At 60.7% G+C, this 16,475-nt stretch carries 16 protein-coding genes; 4 read left to right on the plus strand and 12 right to left on the minus strand.

The window, feature by feature from the left end; all coding sequences use genetic code 11:
- Nucleotides 1-176 precede the first annotated feature (176 nt).
- The gene (locus tag FGK64_RS06615) at nt 177-515 is read left to right on the plus strand and encodes a P-II family nitrogen regulator (protein ID WP_138863087.1); all 339 of its coding nucleotides are present in this window, start codon (nt 177-179) and stop codon (nt 513-515) included.
- A gap of 30 nt (nt 516-545) precedes the next feature.
- Nucleotides 546-1,859, plus strand: a complete 1,314-nt coding sequence (locus FGK64_RS06620; RefSeq protein ID WP_138862961.1) for an ammonium transporter — start codon at nt 546-548, stop codon at nt 1,857-1,859.
- A gap of 205 nt (nt 1,860-2,064) precedes the next feature.
- Here the strand turns inward: FGK64_RS06620 and FGK64_RS06625 are convergent, their stop codons facing one another.
- The 4 genes from FGK64_RS06625 to FGK64_RS06640 all read right to left on the minus strand — a co-directional run bounded on the left by FGK64_RS06625 (nt 2,065) and on the right by FGK64_RS06640 (nt 5,549).
- Complete coding sequence (locus FGK64_RS06625; protein ID WP_138862962.1) at nt 2,065-3,249, minus strand: amino acid aminotransferase; 1,185 nt, start codon at nt 3,247-3,249, stop codon at nt 2,065-2,067.
- A complete protein-coding gene (gene sseA, locus FGK64_RS06630) occupies nt 3,249-4,106 on the minus strand; it encodes a 3-mercaptopyruvate sulfurtransferase (RefSeq protein ID WP_138862963.1) in 858 nt (285 codons plus the stop codon). The genes FGK64_RS06625 and sseA overlap by 1 nt, the downstream gene beginning before the upstream one ends.
- A gap of 76 nt (nt 4,107-4,182) precedes the next feature.
- Nucleotides 4,183-4,659 carry an SsrA-binding protein SmpB gene (smpB, locus tag FGK64_RS06635; protein ID WP_138862964.1) on the minus strand — a complete coding sequence of 159 codons (477 nt, stop codon included), beginning with the start codon at nt 4,657-4,659 and terminating at the stop codon, nt 4,183-4,185.
- A 71-nt stretch (nt 4,660-4,730) separates the two neighbouring features.
- Entirely contained in the window at nt 4,731-5,549 is an 819-nt protein-coding gene (locus FGK64_RS06640; RefSeq protein ID WP_138862965.1) for a sulfotransferase family protein, read from the minus strand.
- A 196-nt stretch (nt 5,550-5,745) separates the two neighbouring features.
- On the opposite strand from FGK64_RS06640, the gene FGK64_RS06645 reads away from it, so the two are divergent.
- Nucleotides 5,746-7,323, plus strand: a complete 1,578-nt coding sequence (locus tag FGK64_RS06645; protein ID WP_138862966.1) for a DUF5928 domain-containing protein — start codon at nt 5,746-5,748, stop codon at nt 7,321-7,323.
- Nucleotides 7,324-7,489: 166 nt separating this feature from the next.
- Here the strand turns inward: FGK64_RS06645 and FGK64_RS06650 are convergent, their stop codons facing one another.
- The 7 genes from FGK64_RS06650 to FGK64_RS06680 all read right to left on the minus strand — a co-directional run bounded on the left by FGK64_RS06650 (nt 7,490) and on the right by FGK64_RS06680 (nt 15,077).
- Complete coding sequence (locus FGK64_RS06650) at nt 7,490-8,176, minus strand: DUF1523 family protein (protein ID WP_138862967.1); 687 nt, start codon at nt 8,174-8,176, stop codon at nt 7,490-7,492.
- Nucleotides 8,177-8,186: 10 nt separating this feature from the next.
- On the minus strand, nt 8,187-8,462 hold the full coding sequence (locus FGK64_RS06655; RefSeq protein WP_138862968.1) for a hypothetical protein: 276 nt from the start codon (nt 8,460-8,462) through the stop codon (nt 8,187-8,189).
- A gap of 2 nt (nt 8,463-8,464) precedes the next feature.
- Nucleotides 8,465-9,802, minus strand: a complete 1,338-nt coding sequence (locus FGK64_RS06660) for a DUF6638 family protein (protein WP_138862969.1) — start codon at nt 9,800-9,802, stop codon at nt 8,465-8,467.
- Nucleotides 9,803-9,918: 116 nt separating this feature from the next.
- Entirely contained in the window at nt 9,919-10,833 is a 915-nt protein-coding gene (locus FGK64_RS06665) for a putative phage abortive infection protein (RefSeq protein ID WP_138862970.1), read from the minus strand.
- On the minus strand, nt 10,830-12,764 hold the full coding sequence (locus FGK64_RS06670; protein WP_138862971.1) for an AAA family ATPase: 1,935 nt from the start codon (nt 12,762-12,764) through the stop codon (nt 10,830-10,832). Before FGK64_RS06670 ends, FGK64_RS06665 begins: the two co-directional genes overlap by 4 nt.
- A gap of 84 nt (nt 12,765-12,848) precedes the next feature.
- Nucleotides 12,849-13,970, minus strand: coding sequence for a hypothetical protein (locus FGK64_RS06675; RefSeq protein WP_138863088.1), 1,122 nt, complete (start codon nt 13,968-13,970; stop codon nt 12,849-12,851).
- Nucleotides 13,971-14,003: 33 nt separating this feature from the next.
- On the minus strand, nt 14,004-15,077 hold the full coding sequence (locus tag FGK64_RS06680) for a coiled-coil domain-containing protein (protein ID WP_138862972.1): 1,074 nt from the start codon (nt 15,075-15,077) through the stop codon (nt 14,004-14,006).
- Between the two features lie 186 nt (nt 15,078-15,263).
- Between FGK64_RS06680 and FGK64_RS06685 the strand changes: the two genes are divergently transcribed.
- Entirely contained in the window at nt 15,264-15,605 is a 342-nt protein-coding gene (locus tag FGK64_RS06685) for a cupin domain-containing protein (RefSeq protein ID WP_138862973.1), read from the plus strand.
- Here FGK64_RS06685 and FGK64_RS06690 read toward each other — a convergent pair whose 3' ends face one another.
- Complete coding sequence (locus FGK64_RS06690) at nt 15,606-16,400, minus strand: L,D-transpeptidase (RefSeq protein WP_138862974.1); 795 nt, start codon at nt 16,398-16,400, stop codon at nt 15,606-15,608.
- Nucleotides 16,401-16,475 lie beyond the last annotated feature (75 nt).

Consider the following 16,475-nt stretch of genomic DNA (forward strand, 5'->3'; position numbering starts at 1 on the left):
TTGAGGCTTCATCATTCGCCCAATTATTGGGCATTAACATTAATTTGTGCAAATTTTGTGCAACTTTTAGGGATCGAGGCCTGTTGCATGGGCAGCTACGGTTTCAATTTCAAGCCGCCCAACGCCTTGTTGGCATCACGAGATGCAGGACTGCCTGCCAAGTGAAGGGGACCGAGGTGAAACTCATCATTGCAACAATCAAGCCATTCAAGTTGGAAGAGGTCCGCGAAGCGCTGACCACCGCCGGCGTGCGCGGCATGATGGTGACTGAAATCAAGGGGTTCGGATCGCAGTCCGGCCACACAGAAATTTATCGCGGCGCGGAATACGAAGTGAACTTCGTGCCGAAGATCAAGCTCGAGATCGTCGTCGCCGACGCGATGGTCGATCAGGTGCTCGATACCATCGTCAAGACCGCCCAGACCGGCAAGATCGGTGACGGCAAGCTGTTCGTCCTCGACGTGACGCAGGCGGTTCGCGTGCGCACCGGCGAAACCAACGAAGACGCGCTCTAAGCCGCCGACAATCCAAGGGAATTTCAACAAATGAAAAAACTCTCTCTTCTTGCCGCCTCTGCCGCGCTGATCGCGCTGCCGACCCTGGGGCTGGCTCAGGAAACCGCCGAGGCCGCCGAACCGGCGACCGATTTCGCCTTTGTTCTTAACACGCTGCTCTTCCTGATCGGCGGCTTCCTCGTGATGTGGATGGCCGCAGGCTTTGCGATGCTCGAAGCGGGCCTCGTGCGCTCGAAGAACGTTGCGATGCAGCTGACCAAGAACGTCGCGCTGTTTTCTATTGCGGCAATCATGTACTGGCTGATCGGCTATTCGATCATGTATCCCGGCGACAGCTGGGCCATTCCGGGCTACCTGGGCAACCTGTTCTCGCCCTATGCCATCAACGGCGACCCCGATCTGGACACCGGCTACTCGGTCGCGTCCGACTTCTTCTTCCAGCTGATGTTCTGCGCCACCACCGCATCAATCGTGTCGGGTACACTGGCTGAACGCATCAAGCTGTGGCCCTTCCTGATCTTCGTGGTCGTGCTGACCGGTATCATCTACCCGATCGAAGCCTCGTGGCAGTGGGGTGGCGGCTGGCTGAGCGAAGCGGGCTTCAACGACTTCGCAGGTTCGACGCTGGTGCACGCCGCTGGCGGCTGGGCGGCCCTTGCAGGCGCGCTGATCCTTGGCCCGCGTATCGGCAAGTACAAGGAAAACCGCACCATTCCGATGCCCGGTTCGAACCTTGCGCTCGCCACTCTGGGCACGTTCATCCTGTGGCTCGGCTGGTTCGGCTTCAACGGCGGTTCCGAGCTTGCCCTGGGCGCCAATGGCTCGGCCAACAACGTGTCGATCATCTTTGCCAACACGAACATGGCCGCCGCGGCCGGTGCCGTGACCGCGCTGATCCTGACGCAGGTTCTGTACAAGAAGCCCGACCTGACCATGGTGCTGAACGGCGCGCTGGCCGGTCTGGTGTCGATCACCGCAGGTCCGCTTGACCCGACGATGTTCGGCGCACTCTGGATCGGTGCCATCGGCGGCGTGATCGTTGTCTTCACCGTCCCGATGCTGGACAAACTGAAGATCGACGATGTAGTCGGCGCCATCCCGGTCCACCTGCTGGCAGGTATCTGGGGCACCCTGGCCGTGCCGTTCTACACCGAAGGCGCGACCTTTGGCGCACAGCTGCTGGGCATCATCGCGGTTGGCATCTTCGTCTTCGTGGTCTCGGGCGTGGTCTGGTTCATCCTGAAAGCCATCATGGGCATCCGCGTCAGCGAAGAGGATGAAATCAACGGTCTCGACATGGCCGAACTGGGGATGGAAGCCTACCCCGAGTTCTCGAAGGGCTAAGCCGCTTCACACAAAATTGGAAAGGCCCCGGCAATCGCGCCGGGGCCTTTTTTGTGACCTTTGCTGGGAAGAAAGGGGCTCTGCCCCCGTCCCTGCGGGACTCCCCCGGGATATTTTTAGCCCAAAGAAGAGCCGCTCCCCCCAGCTTCTTTGGGCCTTAAATATCCCCGCCGGAGGCTTCGCGCAAAGCGCGAATATCCGCAGGTCAGATGCCGGCCGAGACGATGGCCTGGGCCAGAACGGGCACGGTCCGGGCATTCAATCCGGCGATGTTCATGCGGCTGTCGCCCACCATGTAAACACCGTGATCGGCACGCAACTTTTCGACCATCTCGGGCGAGGTGCCGAGGCGCGAGAACATGCCTCGGTGCTGGCCCAGAAAGGCGAAGCGGTCGGAGCCTGTAAGCTTTTGCAATTCATCTGCAAGCTGCTTGCGCAGGCCCAGCATCGACAGGCGTACCTCTTCCAGCTCGGCAGCCCAGTCGGCGCGCAATTCGGGGTCGGTCAGGATCATCGTCACCAGCCGCGCGCCGTGATCGGGCGGGAAGGAAAAGTTCTGGCGGTTCAGGAAAGCCAGCGTGTCGCGCGCGATGCCGGTGTTGGCGCCACCTTGCGAGACCGCCATCAGCAAACCCGTGCGCTCGCGGTAGATTCCAAAGTTCTTGGAACAGCTGGCGGCGATCAGCGTTTCGGGCATGGCGGCAGCCACCGCGCGGGTGGCGGCGGCATCTTCGTCCAGCCCGTCACCAAAGCCCTGATAGGCGATGTCGATCATCGGGATCGCCTGGGTCTTCTTCAGAACGGCGATCACCTCCTGCCACTGCACCGGGTTCAGGTTGGCGCCGGTCGGGTTGTGGCAGCAGCCGTGCAGCAGGATCACATCGCCAGGCTGAGCCTGATCAAGATCGGCCAGCATCCCGTCGAAATCCACCCCGCCGGTTTCGCTGTCGAAGTAGCGGTAGGCCACCGTCTCGATTCCAAGGTAGTTCAGGATCGAAATGTGGTTGGGCCAGGTCGGATCAGAGACGAACACCCGCGCCTTGGGGTTTCCGTATTGAATCATTTCAAAGGCCTGCCGCACGGCGCCGGTGCCGCCGGGGGTGGCCGCCGCGGCGACCGAGGCGCGCGGGACCGCATCGCCCAGAACCAGATCAATCATCGCATCCGAGAACGCAGGATCGCCCAGCAGGCCGACATAGGATTTGGTTTCCTGTTCTTCCCACAGCCGATGCTCGGCCGCCTTGATCGCGCGCATCACCGGGGTGACGCCCTGGGCGTTCTTGTAGACGCCCACGCCAAGGTCGATCTTGTCGGCGCGCGGATCCTCTCGATAGGTCTGCATCAGCGTCAGGATCTTGTCGGCAGGCTGGGGTTTGAGCTGTTCGAACATCACGCGTCTCCGGTGGCGATGGGAAGTGTGGGAAAGGCGCCCCATTCGGACCACGATCCGTCATAGAGGGAATGATCCGGTTTGCCGGCGTGTTCCAGTGCAAGGCTGAGCACAGCCGCCGTGACGCCCGAGCCGCAGGTGGTGATGACCGGCTTGGACAGATCGACCCCGGCGGCCTGAAACACGGCGCGGATCTCTTCGGGCGATTTCATGGTGGCGTCGTCGTTCAGCAGCGTCTTGAAGAACACATTGCGCGCGCCGGGGATATGGCCGCTGCGCAGGCCTTCGCGGGGTTCGGGCGACTCGCCTTTGAACCGCGCCGGGGCCCGGGCGTCGACGATCTCGTGATCGCCCAGCTTGGCCGCTGCCGACACCTGGGTCACATCGCGCACCAGATGGTTCTGCACCCGAACCGTCATGTGGCGATCGCGCACCATGGGCGGCATGTCTTCGATCTCGCGGCCCTCGGCCTGCCATTTCGGCAGCCCGCCGTCCAGCACGGCGACGTTGGTCTGGCCCATCAGGCGGAACAGCCACCAGACCCGCGCCGCCGACATCAGACCGGCGCCGTCATAGACCACCACCTGATGCCCGTCGCCTACGCCCATGGCCCGCATCCGGCTCATGAATTTTTCGACCGGGGGTGCCATATGCGGCAGATCCGAGCGGTGGTCGGAAATGTCGTCGATGTCGAAGAACCGCGCGCCGGGGATGTGGCCTGCGTCATATTCGGCCTTGGGGTCCCGCCCCTCGGCAGGCAGATACCATGACGCATCGAGGATCCGCAGATCGGGATCCTTCAGATGCGCCGCCAGCCAGTCGGTTGAAACAAGGGTTTTCGGATCGTCCTGTGTCATGCCATGCGCCTTATGCCATCTGGGAAAATGACCTACAGGCGCGGTGACGCATAGGCAAGGGCGCAGCCCCGCCGGCCTAGCCGTTGTCTTTCAGCAGGCGCTGTTTCTGGCGCGACCAATCGCGCTTGGCCGAGGTTTCACGCTTGTCGTGCAGCTTTTTACCCTTGGCGATGCCGATCTTCACCTTCGCCAGCCCGCGATGGTTGAAATACATCACCAGCGGCACCAGCGTCATGCCCTTGCGCTGGGTCGCGTTCCACAGCTTGGCCAGTTCCTTGCGGCTGACCAGCATCTTGCGGCGGCGGCGTTCCTCGTGGCGGAACATCTTGGCCTGCTCGTAGGGGGCGATGTAGCTGTTGACCAGCCACAGCTCGCCATCTTCGACGGCGGCATAGCTTTCGGCGATATTCCCACCGTTCTGGCGCAGGGATTTGACTTCGGACCCTTCAAGGCGGATTCCACACTCAAGATCCTCTTCGATCGCGTAATCGAAGCGGGCACGCCGGTTCTCGGCGATCACCTTGTAATTGGGGTTTTCCTTGTCCTTGGCCATGACAAGGCGATGTAGGGGCTGAACCCGGCCAAGGCAAGCCATCGCCGGGGGGCTGTTGCGAAAATAGCGGCTTACTCGGCCAGGCGGGCGTGCACCTCGTCCAGGTCGATCTCACCCAGCGGCATCTTGTTGGCCGGGTTTTCGAAATCATAGCGGAACAGGTCAAAGTCGCGCTTGTAGATTTCATAGACCAGATGCATCGACAGATCGTCGAAGTAATCCTCGACCGGGTGGGCGCGCTTGGGGCCGTGGCCTTCGCTTTCGTTGAAGCGCGGGATTTCCGCAAGGTCGACGGGTACCGAAGTTTCAATCGCGTTCAGCACCTCGGTCATGCCGTCCTCGAATGACTCGGTCCAGATGATCTTGTCATAGGTGCCGCCATTGGCGACGAAGGTGCCGACATGCCCGGACATGGCCGACCAGTGAATGTCCGGATCCATCGGGCGGCGCCAGCGGATGGTATCTCGCGCGAACAGCAGGAACCGGCGGAAGCTGGCGATCTGGTCGAATTCGGCCTGCCCGTCATCGCCACCCACATCGACGCCGTATTGATAAACCAGCATCGGCACCAGATTGCCGCGATAGCGCTTGCCATTGCGCTGGATGCCGCAGATCTTGTCAAAAAACGAACTGAGAATGCGGGTGTAGGGGTTGCGCACGCAGGTAAAGGCATAAGAATTATGCCCGTGAACGTTCCGGCTGATCGGTTCGTGACTGTGGTCCAGCGCCCATTTGTGCAGGCCCTGCGTGGCGTCGTGAATATCGCCATCGAAGAACTGACCGTGATCGGAATAATACATGATCTGGCCGATGGTCGAACAAGCGCATTTCGGCACCACACGATAGACCAGGCTTTCGCTTTCCGTCATCCACGTTCCGGGGAAGCCCATGCGCCGTCACTTTCCAAATTGCCTTCGTGCACCGGGGTATAGCAACGGCATCTCTGTTAACAAAGAGAGATCTCACGGTTGCCCGCGCGCCACGACGCGGGGCATATCCGCGCGCGGCGGCCATACACGGTTTATTCGCACCTTGGCTGGCACTAATAAGGGGCAGGTGCTCAACCACAGGTAAACAAGACGCGGCATGGCCAAAATCGCCTATATCCTGCTGTGCCACAAGGATCCGGCTGCCGTGGTGCAGCAGGCGCGCCGGCTGACGGCGGCGGGCGACGTGATGGCGATTCACTTTGACGCCAACGCCGCGCAGGCCGATTACGACCGTATCCGCAGTGACCTGTCGGATACCCCCAACGTCACCTTTGCCGCGCGTCGGGTGCGTTGCGGCTGGGGGGAATGGTCGCTGGTGCAGGCCACGCTGAACGCGATCCAGGCCGCGTTGGACGCCTTCCCGGATGCCACGCATTTCTACATGCTGTCGGGAGATTGCATGGCGATCAAGACGGCCGAGTATGCCCACCGCGTCCTTGATGCGCACGACAGGGATTACATCGAAAGCTTCGATTTCTTTGAAAGCGGCTGGATCAAGACCGGAATGAAGGCCGACCGGCTGACCTATCGCCACTATTTCAACGAACGCGCCAACAAGCGGCTGTTCTATGCCAGCCACGCGATCCAGAAACGGCTGGGGCTGCAGCGGAAAATCCCGGCCGATCTGCGCATCCAGATCGGCAGCCAATGGTGGTGCCTGCGGCGGCGCACGGTGGAATGGATCATGGATTTCGTCGCGAAACGGCGCGATGTCGTGCGCTTCTTCCGCACCACCTGGATTCCGGACGAAACGTTTTTCCAGACTCTGGTGCGCCATCTGGTCCCCGAAACCGAGATTGAGACCCGCACGCTGACCTTCCTGATGTTTTCCGACTACGGGATGCCGATTACCTTTTACAACGATCACTATGATCTGCTGCTGGCGCAGGATTTCCTGTTCGCGCGCAAGATCAGCCCGCAGGCCAGCGACCTGAAGAAGCGGCTGGGCCGGCTCTATGCGGCGCGCGATGTCGAATTCCAAATCTCGAACGAGGGGCGCAACCTGTTCGAGTTCCTGACCGGGCGCGGCCGCGTCGGGCGCCGGTTTGCGCCCCGATTCTGGGAAACCGAAAGCTCGCTGGGCCGCGAACGCGAGTTGATGATCGTCATCTGCAAGAAATGGCATGTGGCCAAGCGGCTGGTCGAACAACTGCGCAAGGCCACCAACCTGCCAGCGGTGGATTACCTGTTCAACGAGTCCGACACCCGCCTGCCCGATCTGGGCGGCATCCAGACAACCCTGGAAAAGCGCCACCGCCACCGCCGGTCACTGGTTCGGATGCTGTTTGAATACTACGATTCCAACCGCATGATCCTGTGCCTTGATCCGTCGAATTTCGACCTGCTGACCGATTTCGCCGCCGACCGGGCCGAGCTTCGGCTGCTGGAAATCGACTGCCAGTTCAGCGATAGCTATCTGGCGGGGCACGCGCGCCGGGTGGGGCTGGCCGGGCAGCAAACCTCGGCCGAGGCACTGGCCCGCCTGCTGCCCACGGTGCGCAACGATCTGATGCATGAATCCGACCGTATCCGCGACGCCGGGTTCGCCAACCTCTACTTGCTGCGCGAAACCGACACGCCCGACCGCAATGCCGAGCAATTGGCCGGCTTCATCGGCGCCAGCCACGAGACTGCACAGACGATCCTGAACGACATTCACCTGTTCGCGGATTGATCTGAAAGAAATTGCGCCCGGCCTTGGGGAAGACCGGGCGCAGAACCGGGGTGGGACAACCCCGGGGGACGGATGGGCAAGAACCGCCAGGCAGACCGGCTGGCTCTTGCATGTATAACGCCGGCCCGTGCGTCGGGTTCCGCAGGTTACGAAAATTATTTACGGCCTACTTTCGGGGCTTCGCGCGCCAGGTGTCCAGCCAGCGCCGGAATCGCCCACGCCGCTCGTTCAGCTGATGTCCGACGCGGTCCAGCCGGTCGTCCACATCCTGCATCGTCGGGTCGATCGCACGCTCGCGGAACTGCCGCCATGCGGCGCGCAGGAACACGAAGGCGACGATCAGGAAGATGAAGAAGACGATGTTGAACCACGGAATCACCGTCACATCCGGCCCCGCCACCGGGCGAATGCCGATCGCGTTGGGAAAGATCGTCAGGTACTTGTTGCGCCAGCCATAATGCGTCATCACCGCCCATTGCGGATTGGCCGCGCTCGACACCTCTGCCGCCGCCTGCGCCTGCAGATCCGAACTGTCGAATTTGAAATAGGGCGGCCAGATCCAGCCAGTATCCTCGTTGCGATAAACCATCACCTTGGAGCTGTCGCGCTGGATGAACCCGAACAGCCAGGTCTTCTTCATCTCGGTATTGATCAGCCGCAGATCGCGCGTCGACAGCTCGGTCGCGCCGCTGTCGGCCTGGGCATAGAACAGGCGGTTCATCCCGTTGAAATCGGTGCGGATCACCTCGGTCGAGGTAATGCGGACGATGTCGTGCTGGGGCAGCACATAGTGCAGGAACGCCCCCACGATCAGCAGAACCAGCGTCAGGAAAATCGTCTTGATACGGCGCATTGCGGCCCCTTCAGGTATATGTCGTGACGATGTGGATGCCGATCACCAGCGCAACAGGCACCACATAGACGAGCAGGATCAGCTTGTGACGCAGGCTCTTTTCATATTGCTCCATCCCCTCGGCCACATAGGCATCACGCGCGGGCACGTTATCGCTCTCGGGGTGCTCTTCGGCCCAGGCCTTTTCCAGCTTTTCGCGCCGCACCGAGCGGGAATAGATCGAGACCAGAAAATACACGATCGTCAGCCCGATGAAACCAAAGAATATCAACCGGATCAGTGCCATCTCTACCTCCTGACCGCGCCCCAGGGGCCAACCCGCGCCACGATATCCTCGACCGGGGTGCGCCCGGCCATATCAGGTTCGCGCCCGAACAGCGCCGCCCGCGCACCGGCCTTGTCGACCTGGTATTCGCGCTCCAGAAAATCGGCGACAAAGGCGCGTTTGGTGTCGGGCCAGGTGCGATAAAGCCGGTAAAACAGATCCTTGTGGCAGATGAACAGCTGGCGAATGTCCAGCGGGCACAGCTCGGCCAGCAGCATGTTCACCAGATCGGCATGCGGCGTATCGGCGGCGCGCAGCGAATAGAAATAGGCCGGATCGTCCGAAGAGATCCGCGGCCAGCTGCCGCCCTCTTCCGCCCAATGCAGCAGCTCGCGCAGCCCATGATAGGCGCGCGGCAACCTGTCTGACACCTGCCGCGCCAGCCGCCGCACATCCCCGCGCGACCGCGCATCCAGATCAAGACCAAGATCGGCGGCCGCGTCGATCACGATGAAATCCATCTTCTGACGCAGGATCGCCGCCGCGTCGATGCCCCGCGCCTTGACGATGGGTTCAACCAGATCGTTGTAGTCAAAGAATTTCGCAATCCGGTTCCGGTCGCCCAGATCAAAGATGTACTTGATCGGCAGATCGCCCAGCGCGTCCTTGTCGCCGGTGGTGATGATCGCCGGATGATCGACCGAGCGGAACAGGTACAGCCCGCCGAAATGCGCCGTCCAGAAATCGGTCTGGGCATAGGTCTTGCGCGCCAGCCGCACCGGATTGCGCGTGATGTCGCCCGATTTCTGCGCCAGCCCGATCATCTCGGCAATCAGCACATCGTCGAACCAGCCGTCCTCCTCGGTCTTGAAGCGATCCACCAGCCCATGCAGCCGGTCGGCATGGGCAATGGTGCGCCCCGTCGTATCGGCCTCGACCGTGACGCGCCCCACATCGAACAGCCGGGCCGGATCGGAGATGTCGAAGACCGAATTTACCAGCTCTCCCGCCACCGCATCGGTCGCCGTCAGCGCAAACAGCTGGCTTTCGTTTTCCTCGATGAATTGCTTCAGGATCGCGCGCGAGGTTGAAAACTTGATGTTCAGCAAGGGGCAGCGTTTCTGTTCCGTGCTCAGCAGAATGAACTGCCGGTTCACCCCGCGATGGTTCAGATACAGCGGGTCGTCGAATTCATCCCCGATTTCCGGCGAAAACCCAGATAGGTCGATATGAAAATCGCTCTGCTCGGTGCGCTTTCCGGTCAGATGATGCAGGGCGCGATTGTACCGCTCGACCAGCGCCGGGGTCGAGACATGGAACAGGTTGCCAAACATCAGGCCCTTTTCGATGAGGCGTTTCATGTGTGGCCTTTCTGAAAGCCCCGTAGTGGACAACAGCGCTCCGAAGATATTAATTTGAATGCTATGGCATCCCGCATTCGACACAACACCGCGAACACTCTCAAGCCTCCCACGAATTAGACTGGATTAAATTCCCAGCCGGCATCACCAGTGGGAAGTTTCGAAACAAGGCCAAAATAATCATCCCAATGCCTCTTATAAATCAACCGCTCGCGAGGAAGATTATCAAATAGCTCAAAGATCTCTGCGTACCTGATCATTTCACACCCCTTTTCACTTAAGCAATTATAGAATATTATTAGCAGCTCGTCATCAGAAAGTAGAGCCCTTAACATGCGCCGATGACGTTTATCAGACGCATCCGATTCATTTACCACCCTCATTGCATTATAAACAAACCTAAAATAGTGCGCCAAATCAGCACTGTGCTGAGCAAACATTCTTTCGAATTTCTTCTTCGTATTATCAACGGATAATTCAGGATACGCCCTCTCTGACGGTTCTAAATTCAACGCACTGTAGAAAAACTTGAAACAATCCCGTCCGGTATAAATTTCGCGACCACCCTCGGACCGCCTTATATCCATAGAGTTAACTATTGAGTTATAGCTACTCACCAAACCGAAGAAGAAGCTATCGAAGTTCTGCTCTTGCAAGTGAGAGTTCATAGTTTGAAATTCTTTTCGTTGCTGCCCCAACTCATTAAGCTGAATCGAGACAGTTACTAAAAACCAAATTAGAGCCAGTGTCGAGGCCACCCCAGCCAGTGTGTCGCCAACCTCATTCGGGGTTCCGGCTATAAATTCTTCATACTTGCTTGTGCATATTACTCCCTCAGCCGTCTCAAGACAGATTTCGCGTAAGCCTATGCTAACGACTAACCACAAAAACATACCCGTTGCGGTCAAACCAAAAATCACAAAGGTATTGAGCTTGGGCTCTCCCCGAACCAGGCGCCGCTCAAACTCTGTAGCTTTGAATACTAATAATGTCAGAAGCACAAACAGCCCTAAACCGAATATGGTATTCACCCCTTCCCCTCCAGCCAACGCCGCTTCGCTTCCTCCTGACGCCCGAATTCGCGCACCATGGTCTCAATCGCCACCTCGTCCGACTTGTCGGCATAGCGGAATTCGCTGTCGGCGTAGCGGTTGATTTCCTGTAGCACCATCTCGGTCGTGATCGGCACGCGCAGCTCGGAGATCATCGCCGATTTCTCGTCATAGCTCTTGAACAGGAACAGCTCGGGGTTTTCCATCCATTCGTCCGGCAGCTCGAAATCCATCGCGCGCACCTTCACCGCATCGGTGATGTTCTTGATCGCGCGGCCCGTGAACCGTTCGTCGGCCTGCTGAATGCCCTTCAGATAGGTGCCCATCTTGGCGATGGTGTCCAACTCTCCCACCGCATCGCGCACCTGGTCGAAGACCTTCAGCAACCCGGCCTCGTGCGGGCGCGAATGGCTCTCGAAACTGGCGGCGACGGCGGTCTTGATCTCTTGCGCGGCAAAGGCGTCATGCGCGCCCAGCGGAATGTCGTGGTTCTTGCCCATCAGCAGGTACAGGATGTCGATGTAATCCTCGCGCGTCTGCGGCCCGTCCACCAGAAACCGCGCCCCGGCCCGCTGGCGCAGGGCGTCATCAACGTTTTCGGGATAGTTCGAGAACATGCCAAAGGTACAATTGCCGCGCACCACGGTATTGGCCCCGGCAAAGCTTTCCATCAGCACGGCGGTGATTTCCAACTGCCCGGCGCTGGATTGGCGGTCGCCCCGCTTGCCCGCCAGCTGGTCGATGTCGTCGATAGTGCCGAACCCGATGGCGCCGGGATCGATGATCGTGTTGATGAAGGCCTTGGCGTTCTGGCCCGATTTGCCCTGGTAGCTGTCGATGTTTTCCGTGCTCAGGTTCTGATAGCGAAACGGATAGCCCGCGACCTTGCAGTAATCGTTGATCAGCCCCGCCATCATCTGGATCAGCGTGGTCTTGCCGGTGCCCGGCTTGCCATCGCCCATGAAGGTAAAGATGAACCCGCCCAGCTCGGCGAAAGGGTTCAGCTTGCGCTCGAAATCATAGGCCATCAGCATCTTCGACAGCCGCAGCGCCTGGTACTTGGCGATATGGTTGCCCACCACCTCGTTCGGCTTCTTGAACGTCATGGTCAGCGTGGTCGATTTGGCCTTGCTCGCGGGCGTAAAGCCCCGGATCGTCAGATCGTCAGCCTCGATATGCCAGGCCGCACCGGTAAAGGCGGCCAGTTGCCCGGCCGTCTGCGCACGCAGGGCGACCTTCTCCATCACCTGCTCGGCCTGCGCCGCCAGCGTGGCAATCGCGCGCGCATCGTCGGTGCCGTGGGCCGCCAGCGCCTGATCCAACTCCCACAGCGCACCATGCAGCGCCAGCTGGCCATTGTCGGTCAGCACCTCCTGCGGCTCACCCACCTCGACCGTGACCTCGCTTCCATGCGCCGACAGCAGAAACGCCAGCGCATTGGCGAAGACATGCAGCGACACCAGCGCCTCGGCCGCCAGCAACTCGGAAAACTCGGTCTTGCGCGCCTCTGGCAGATCACCAGCCAGGTTGGACCGTTTCAACGCGCCAAGCGCGGTGGCCTCGCCAAAGGTCTCCCCAACAGCCAGCGCAATCGCCAGCGCCCGCCGTAGCGCGTTCATCGCCACCGCCTGCGCGGGCGACACCAGCGGATCGCCGTCGTCCGCCGCTTCGATCCGATCCAGCAACCGCACGCCTTCGGGCCGCGCGGTCGACCGTGTCACCAGCCCCGGCGTGGTCGACCGGAACCGCCGTCGCGTCCCGATTCCGGGCGAGCGTTCGGGTGCCGTCACCTCTGCCGGGCGCGCCACGCGCGGCGTGTGATCGAACCCGTCCAGCATCGCAGCGGCGGCCGGGTAATGCTTGCGGATATCCTCCTCCCGCAACTCCATCTGATCCGACGAAAGGCTCATGGCCGCACTCCCCTGCTTCTTCTTTGTCCAAATACTCACCCGCCAAAGGCGGATCCCGGCGCAGCCGGGACAAAATCAGATCGTTCAATACCGCAGCACGCGCCCGCCTTCGCCCACCACATACTTGGTCACACCGGCAAATCCCGGCGGGTTCTGTTCCGCCAGCACCTGGAACGGCCTCTGCGGCAGAATGATCGCGCGTTCGGTCTGGCTGGCCCCGGTTTCGGCGCCCCGACCTGCGAAGGGATCCAGCGCAAAGACCTCGCGCTCGACCGTGCCAAACCAGCCCGAGCGTTCCTCGATCACCCGCTCGCTGGTCAGATCCTCCAGCGTCCAGACCAGCGCCCAATCCTGCCCTTCGGGCGATTGCGCGTCCTCCAGCACCTGCCGCAGCGGCCCCGACTGCCGCGTGAATTCATGCGAATACATCGGCCCGATGTGATAGCGGCGCAGCCGTTTCGGGTGCAGATCGTCGAAATCGTCGTCGAACCCCTTGGCGATGGTCAGCAGCTTCAGCCCGCCCAGCGCCTGCGCCATCAGATGCGCCTGCACCTCGGGCCAGCGGCGCTGATCCTTCGGCAACGACACCTTGCCGGTGTCCTCAAGCTCCATCAGGTAGATCACCGGCAGGTTGGTTTGGGTGTCATAGGCCGCCCAATGCAGCAGGAACCGGCGCCGCGTGTCGCTGACATTGCCCAGCCACTGGCATTCGGGATCGTTGCGGACCCAGAACAGGTGCCCCTTCAGCAACTCCTCGTAATACTTCCGCTGCGACAGCGCGAACTGCAGCTTGGTCGGGATCTCGCGGTCCGAAATGATCGTCCGCACCATGTCGGATTTCAGCGCCTCTTCGCTGGGCATGTTCGCCAGGTGCGTCGGGGCCTGCTGGGCGTCATTCGCCATGGTCATCAGCTCGGACGCGACGGGAAAGCCGCTGTCGCGCACGTCGATCATCAACGAGCCGAAAAACCGCCCCGTGTCACGCCCGACCATCAGATACTTCATCGACAGCGCCCGAAAGGTGAAGGTCAGCGCGGCGACATGGCCCGTCAACACCTTCACCTCGGTCCGGGTCAGGCGGCTGTCGGCTTCCATGAAGGCGGCCACCCGCGACAGATGGCCGGTGATCGCCTCGAACTTGCGGAAATAGCGGCGGCTCGCGAAGGTATCCGTCAGCCCGGCACGTTCGTCGGCGGGATCGGTCAGTTCAACCATCACGCGGCCCTCTCACAGCCACGCTCAACTGCCATACAGGTTCTTGTCATGCTTCTCGACAATGCTCTGGAACCGGCGGGCAAAGCGTTCATCGGCCTTGGCCTTCTGCTCCAGCACCTTGCGGGCAAACACCATGTGATCCTCGTGCGCTTCCAGCATGTCGGCCATCTTCTGGTTGGTCGCGGTGCCGATGGCGGCCATGGCGGTCTGTGCTTCCTGGTCGGTCTTCACGCCGATCTCGTTGATGCGGTGCGCCACGTCCTGCTGCTGGGCCGTTTTCAGCGATTTCGACAGCGCGTCATACAGCACCACGCGCTGTTGCGTGTCTGTCTGCAACTTGTTGATCAATACCATCTGCGTCGCCGCCTGATTCTGCAGCGAGTCGACCCAGGTCTTGCCCTTTTCGATATAGCGCTCCAGCGTCTGGCTTTTCGCCAGCTTCACCTGCTCCTGCTGCACCATCTCGTTATATCGCGCGTTCATCTGGGCCAGATCGGTTTCCAGCTGGGTGCGCGCGGCGGCGTCCTGTTCGACGCTGATCTTGTTTTCCAGCTCGATGATCTTGGGGTCCATCGCCAGAATGTCGGCACGCAGCGCTTCCAGCTCGCCCACCACGGCTTCGCGTTCGTCCAGCGTGGTGCCCAGGTTGCCTTCAACCTTGACCTTCTGCTCTTCCAGCATGGCCAGCTGGCCTTGTAGCAGCTGCACGATCACGTCGGATTTCGAAATCAGGTCCTGCAGCTTGTCGTCGATGCTGGCGGTGCGCATCCGCTCCTGCCGCATCGAATCCGCCTTGGCCGAGCTGAAGATGCCCACGAAGCTTTCCCAGCCGGTCTTGTTCCGCATCTCGTCGAAATCGCGCGAGAATCCGGCGGTTACATCGTCCAGCCCCATGATCAGCTCGGCGATATTGGCGTTCATCACGTCGGTATGGGCGTGGACATCATCCAGCGTCGCGTTTTCGATGTCGATGTCCGACTCGCCCGCCGCAATCTTGGCGCGGGCGGTTTCGATCCGGCTGGTCATGGCCTGAATCTCGGCCTGGCTCTTGGCCACCTTGTCCTGAGATTCACGCACCATTGCATCAAAATCGGCCATCAAACGCTCCTTCGTTTCAATACCTTGAGTATATATGGGCAATGTAACGCCTATTTACATCACCCTCACCATCTATTTTCGATGTAACTGTCGCAAAACGCCGGGCCATTGCAAAGGAAACATTCGCCCGCCCCCTTGCACAGGCGGGCATCGGCGCGGTTAGCTGGGCCAAAACCGGAGAAAACGATGCCCGACCTGTTCCTGACCGTCACCCCCGACGGAACCCCCGAAACCACGCGCCCCGACCCCGAAAAGGTGATCGAGGGCGACCCGGTTTTCACCACATGGAACCTGGAAGAGCGCGACGGGCTGTACTGCGGCATCTGGGAATCGACGCCGGGCACTTGGGCGATTTCCTATGATGAATGGGAATATTGCACGATCCTGTCGGGCAAATCCGTCATCACCGATGCCGAGGGCACGGCGCATGTGGTTGGCGCGGGCGACAGTTTCGTGCTGCGCCCCGGGTTCACCGGCACCTGGCAGGTGGTCGAAACCACCCGCAAGGATTACGTCGTCCGGCTGTAATCACTCTTCCTGCGATGCAAGGATGGCGGCCTGTTCGCGTCGCTGCTTTTCCAGCTCGACCGCGGCATAAACGCGGTCCGGGTCCAGCATTACCGGGGGCAGTTCAACCCCGCGATTGGCCATTTCCTCACCCTCGTAAAGGACCGATTCATCATAGCTGCGCACCACGACCTGCGTTTCCAGCGGGGTGCGTTCGTACAGGTCGATCACGTCCTGATTGAACAGGCGGATGCACCCGGCCGAGTTCGCGTTGCCGATCGAGCTGGCATCGTTGGTGCCGTGGATGCGGAAATAGGTGTCACGCCCGCCGCGGTACAGGTACAGCGCCCGCGCGCCCAGAGGGCTGGCGACGCCACCGGGGATGCCCTTGGCGAAGGGGCCGTACACTTCGGGCTCGCTCCGCAGCATGTTCTTAGTCGGGGTCCAGCCCGGCCATTCCTTTTTCACCCGGATCGTGCCGCGCCCCCGGAACGATTTGCCGTCCCGCCCCACTGCGACCGGATAGCGCGTGGCCATGCCGCCTTCTTCGACGAAATACAGGAACTTGGCATAGGGATCGACGACAATGGTGCCGGGCGATTCGGGGCCGGTGTAGTTGACCGAGGCGCGGCGGTTGGGCTCCGCCAGGAACGCCGGATCGACCGCCGGGATCGTGATGTCGCCGTCTTCCACCGCGCCATAAGGCCCAACCGAGGCTGCGGGCGGCGGGGCATCGTCTTCGTAGGGGCCGGCACAGGCGGCAAGAATCGCCATGGCAGCGCAGGCGAACAGGGCACGAAGACAGGGTTTGATCATGGCGGCAGCAATCTGGTTAATAGGTTTCGTCCGGAACCTAGCGCGGAAACTCGCGCATTCAAAACCCCGGCGCGA

Source organism: Arenibacterium halophilum (assembly GCF_005938225.1).
Classification (GTDB): Bacteria; Pseudomonadota; Alphaproteobacteria; order Rhodobacterales; family Rhodobacteraceae; genus Arenibacterium; species Arenibacterium halophilum.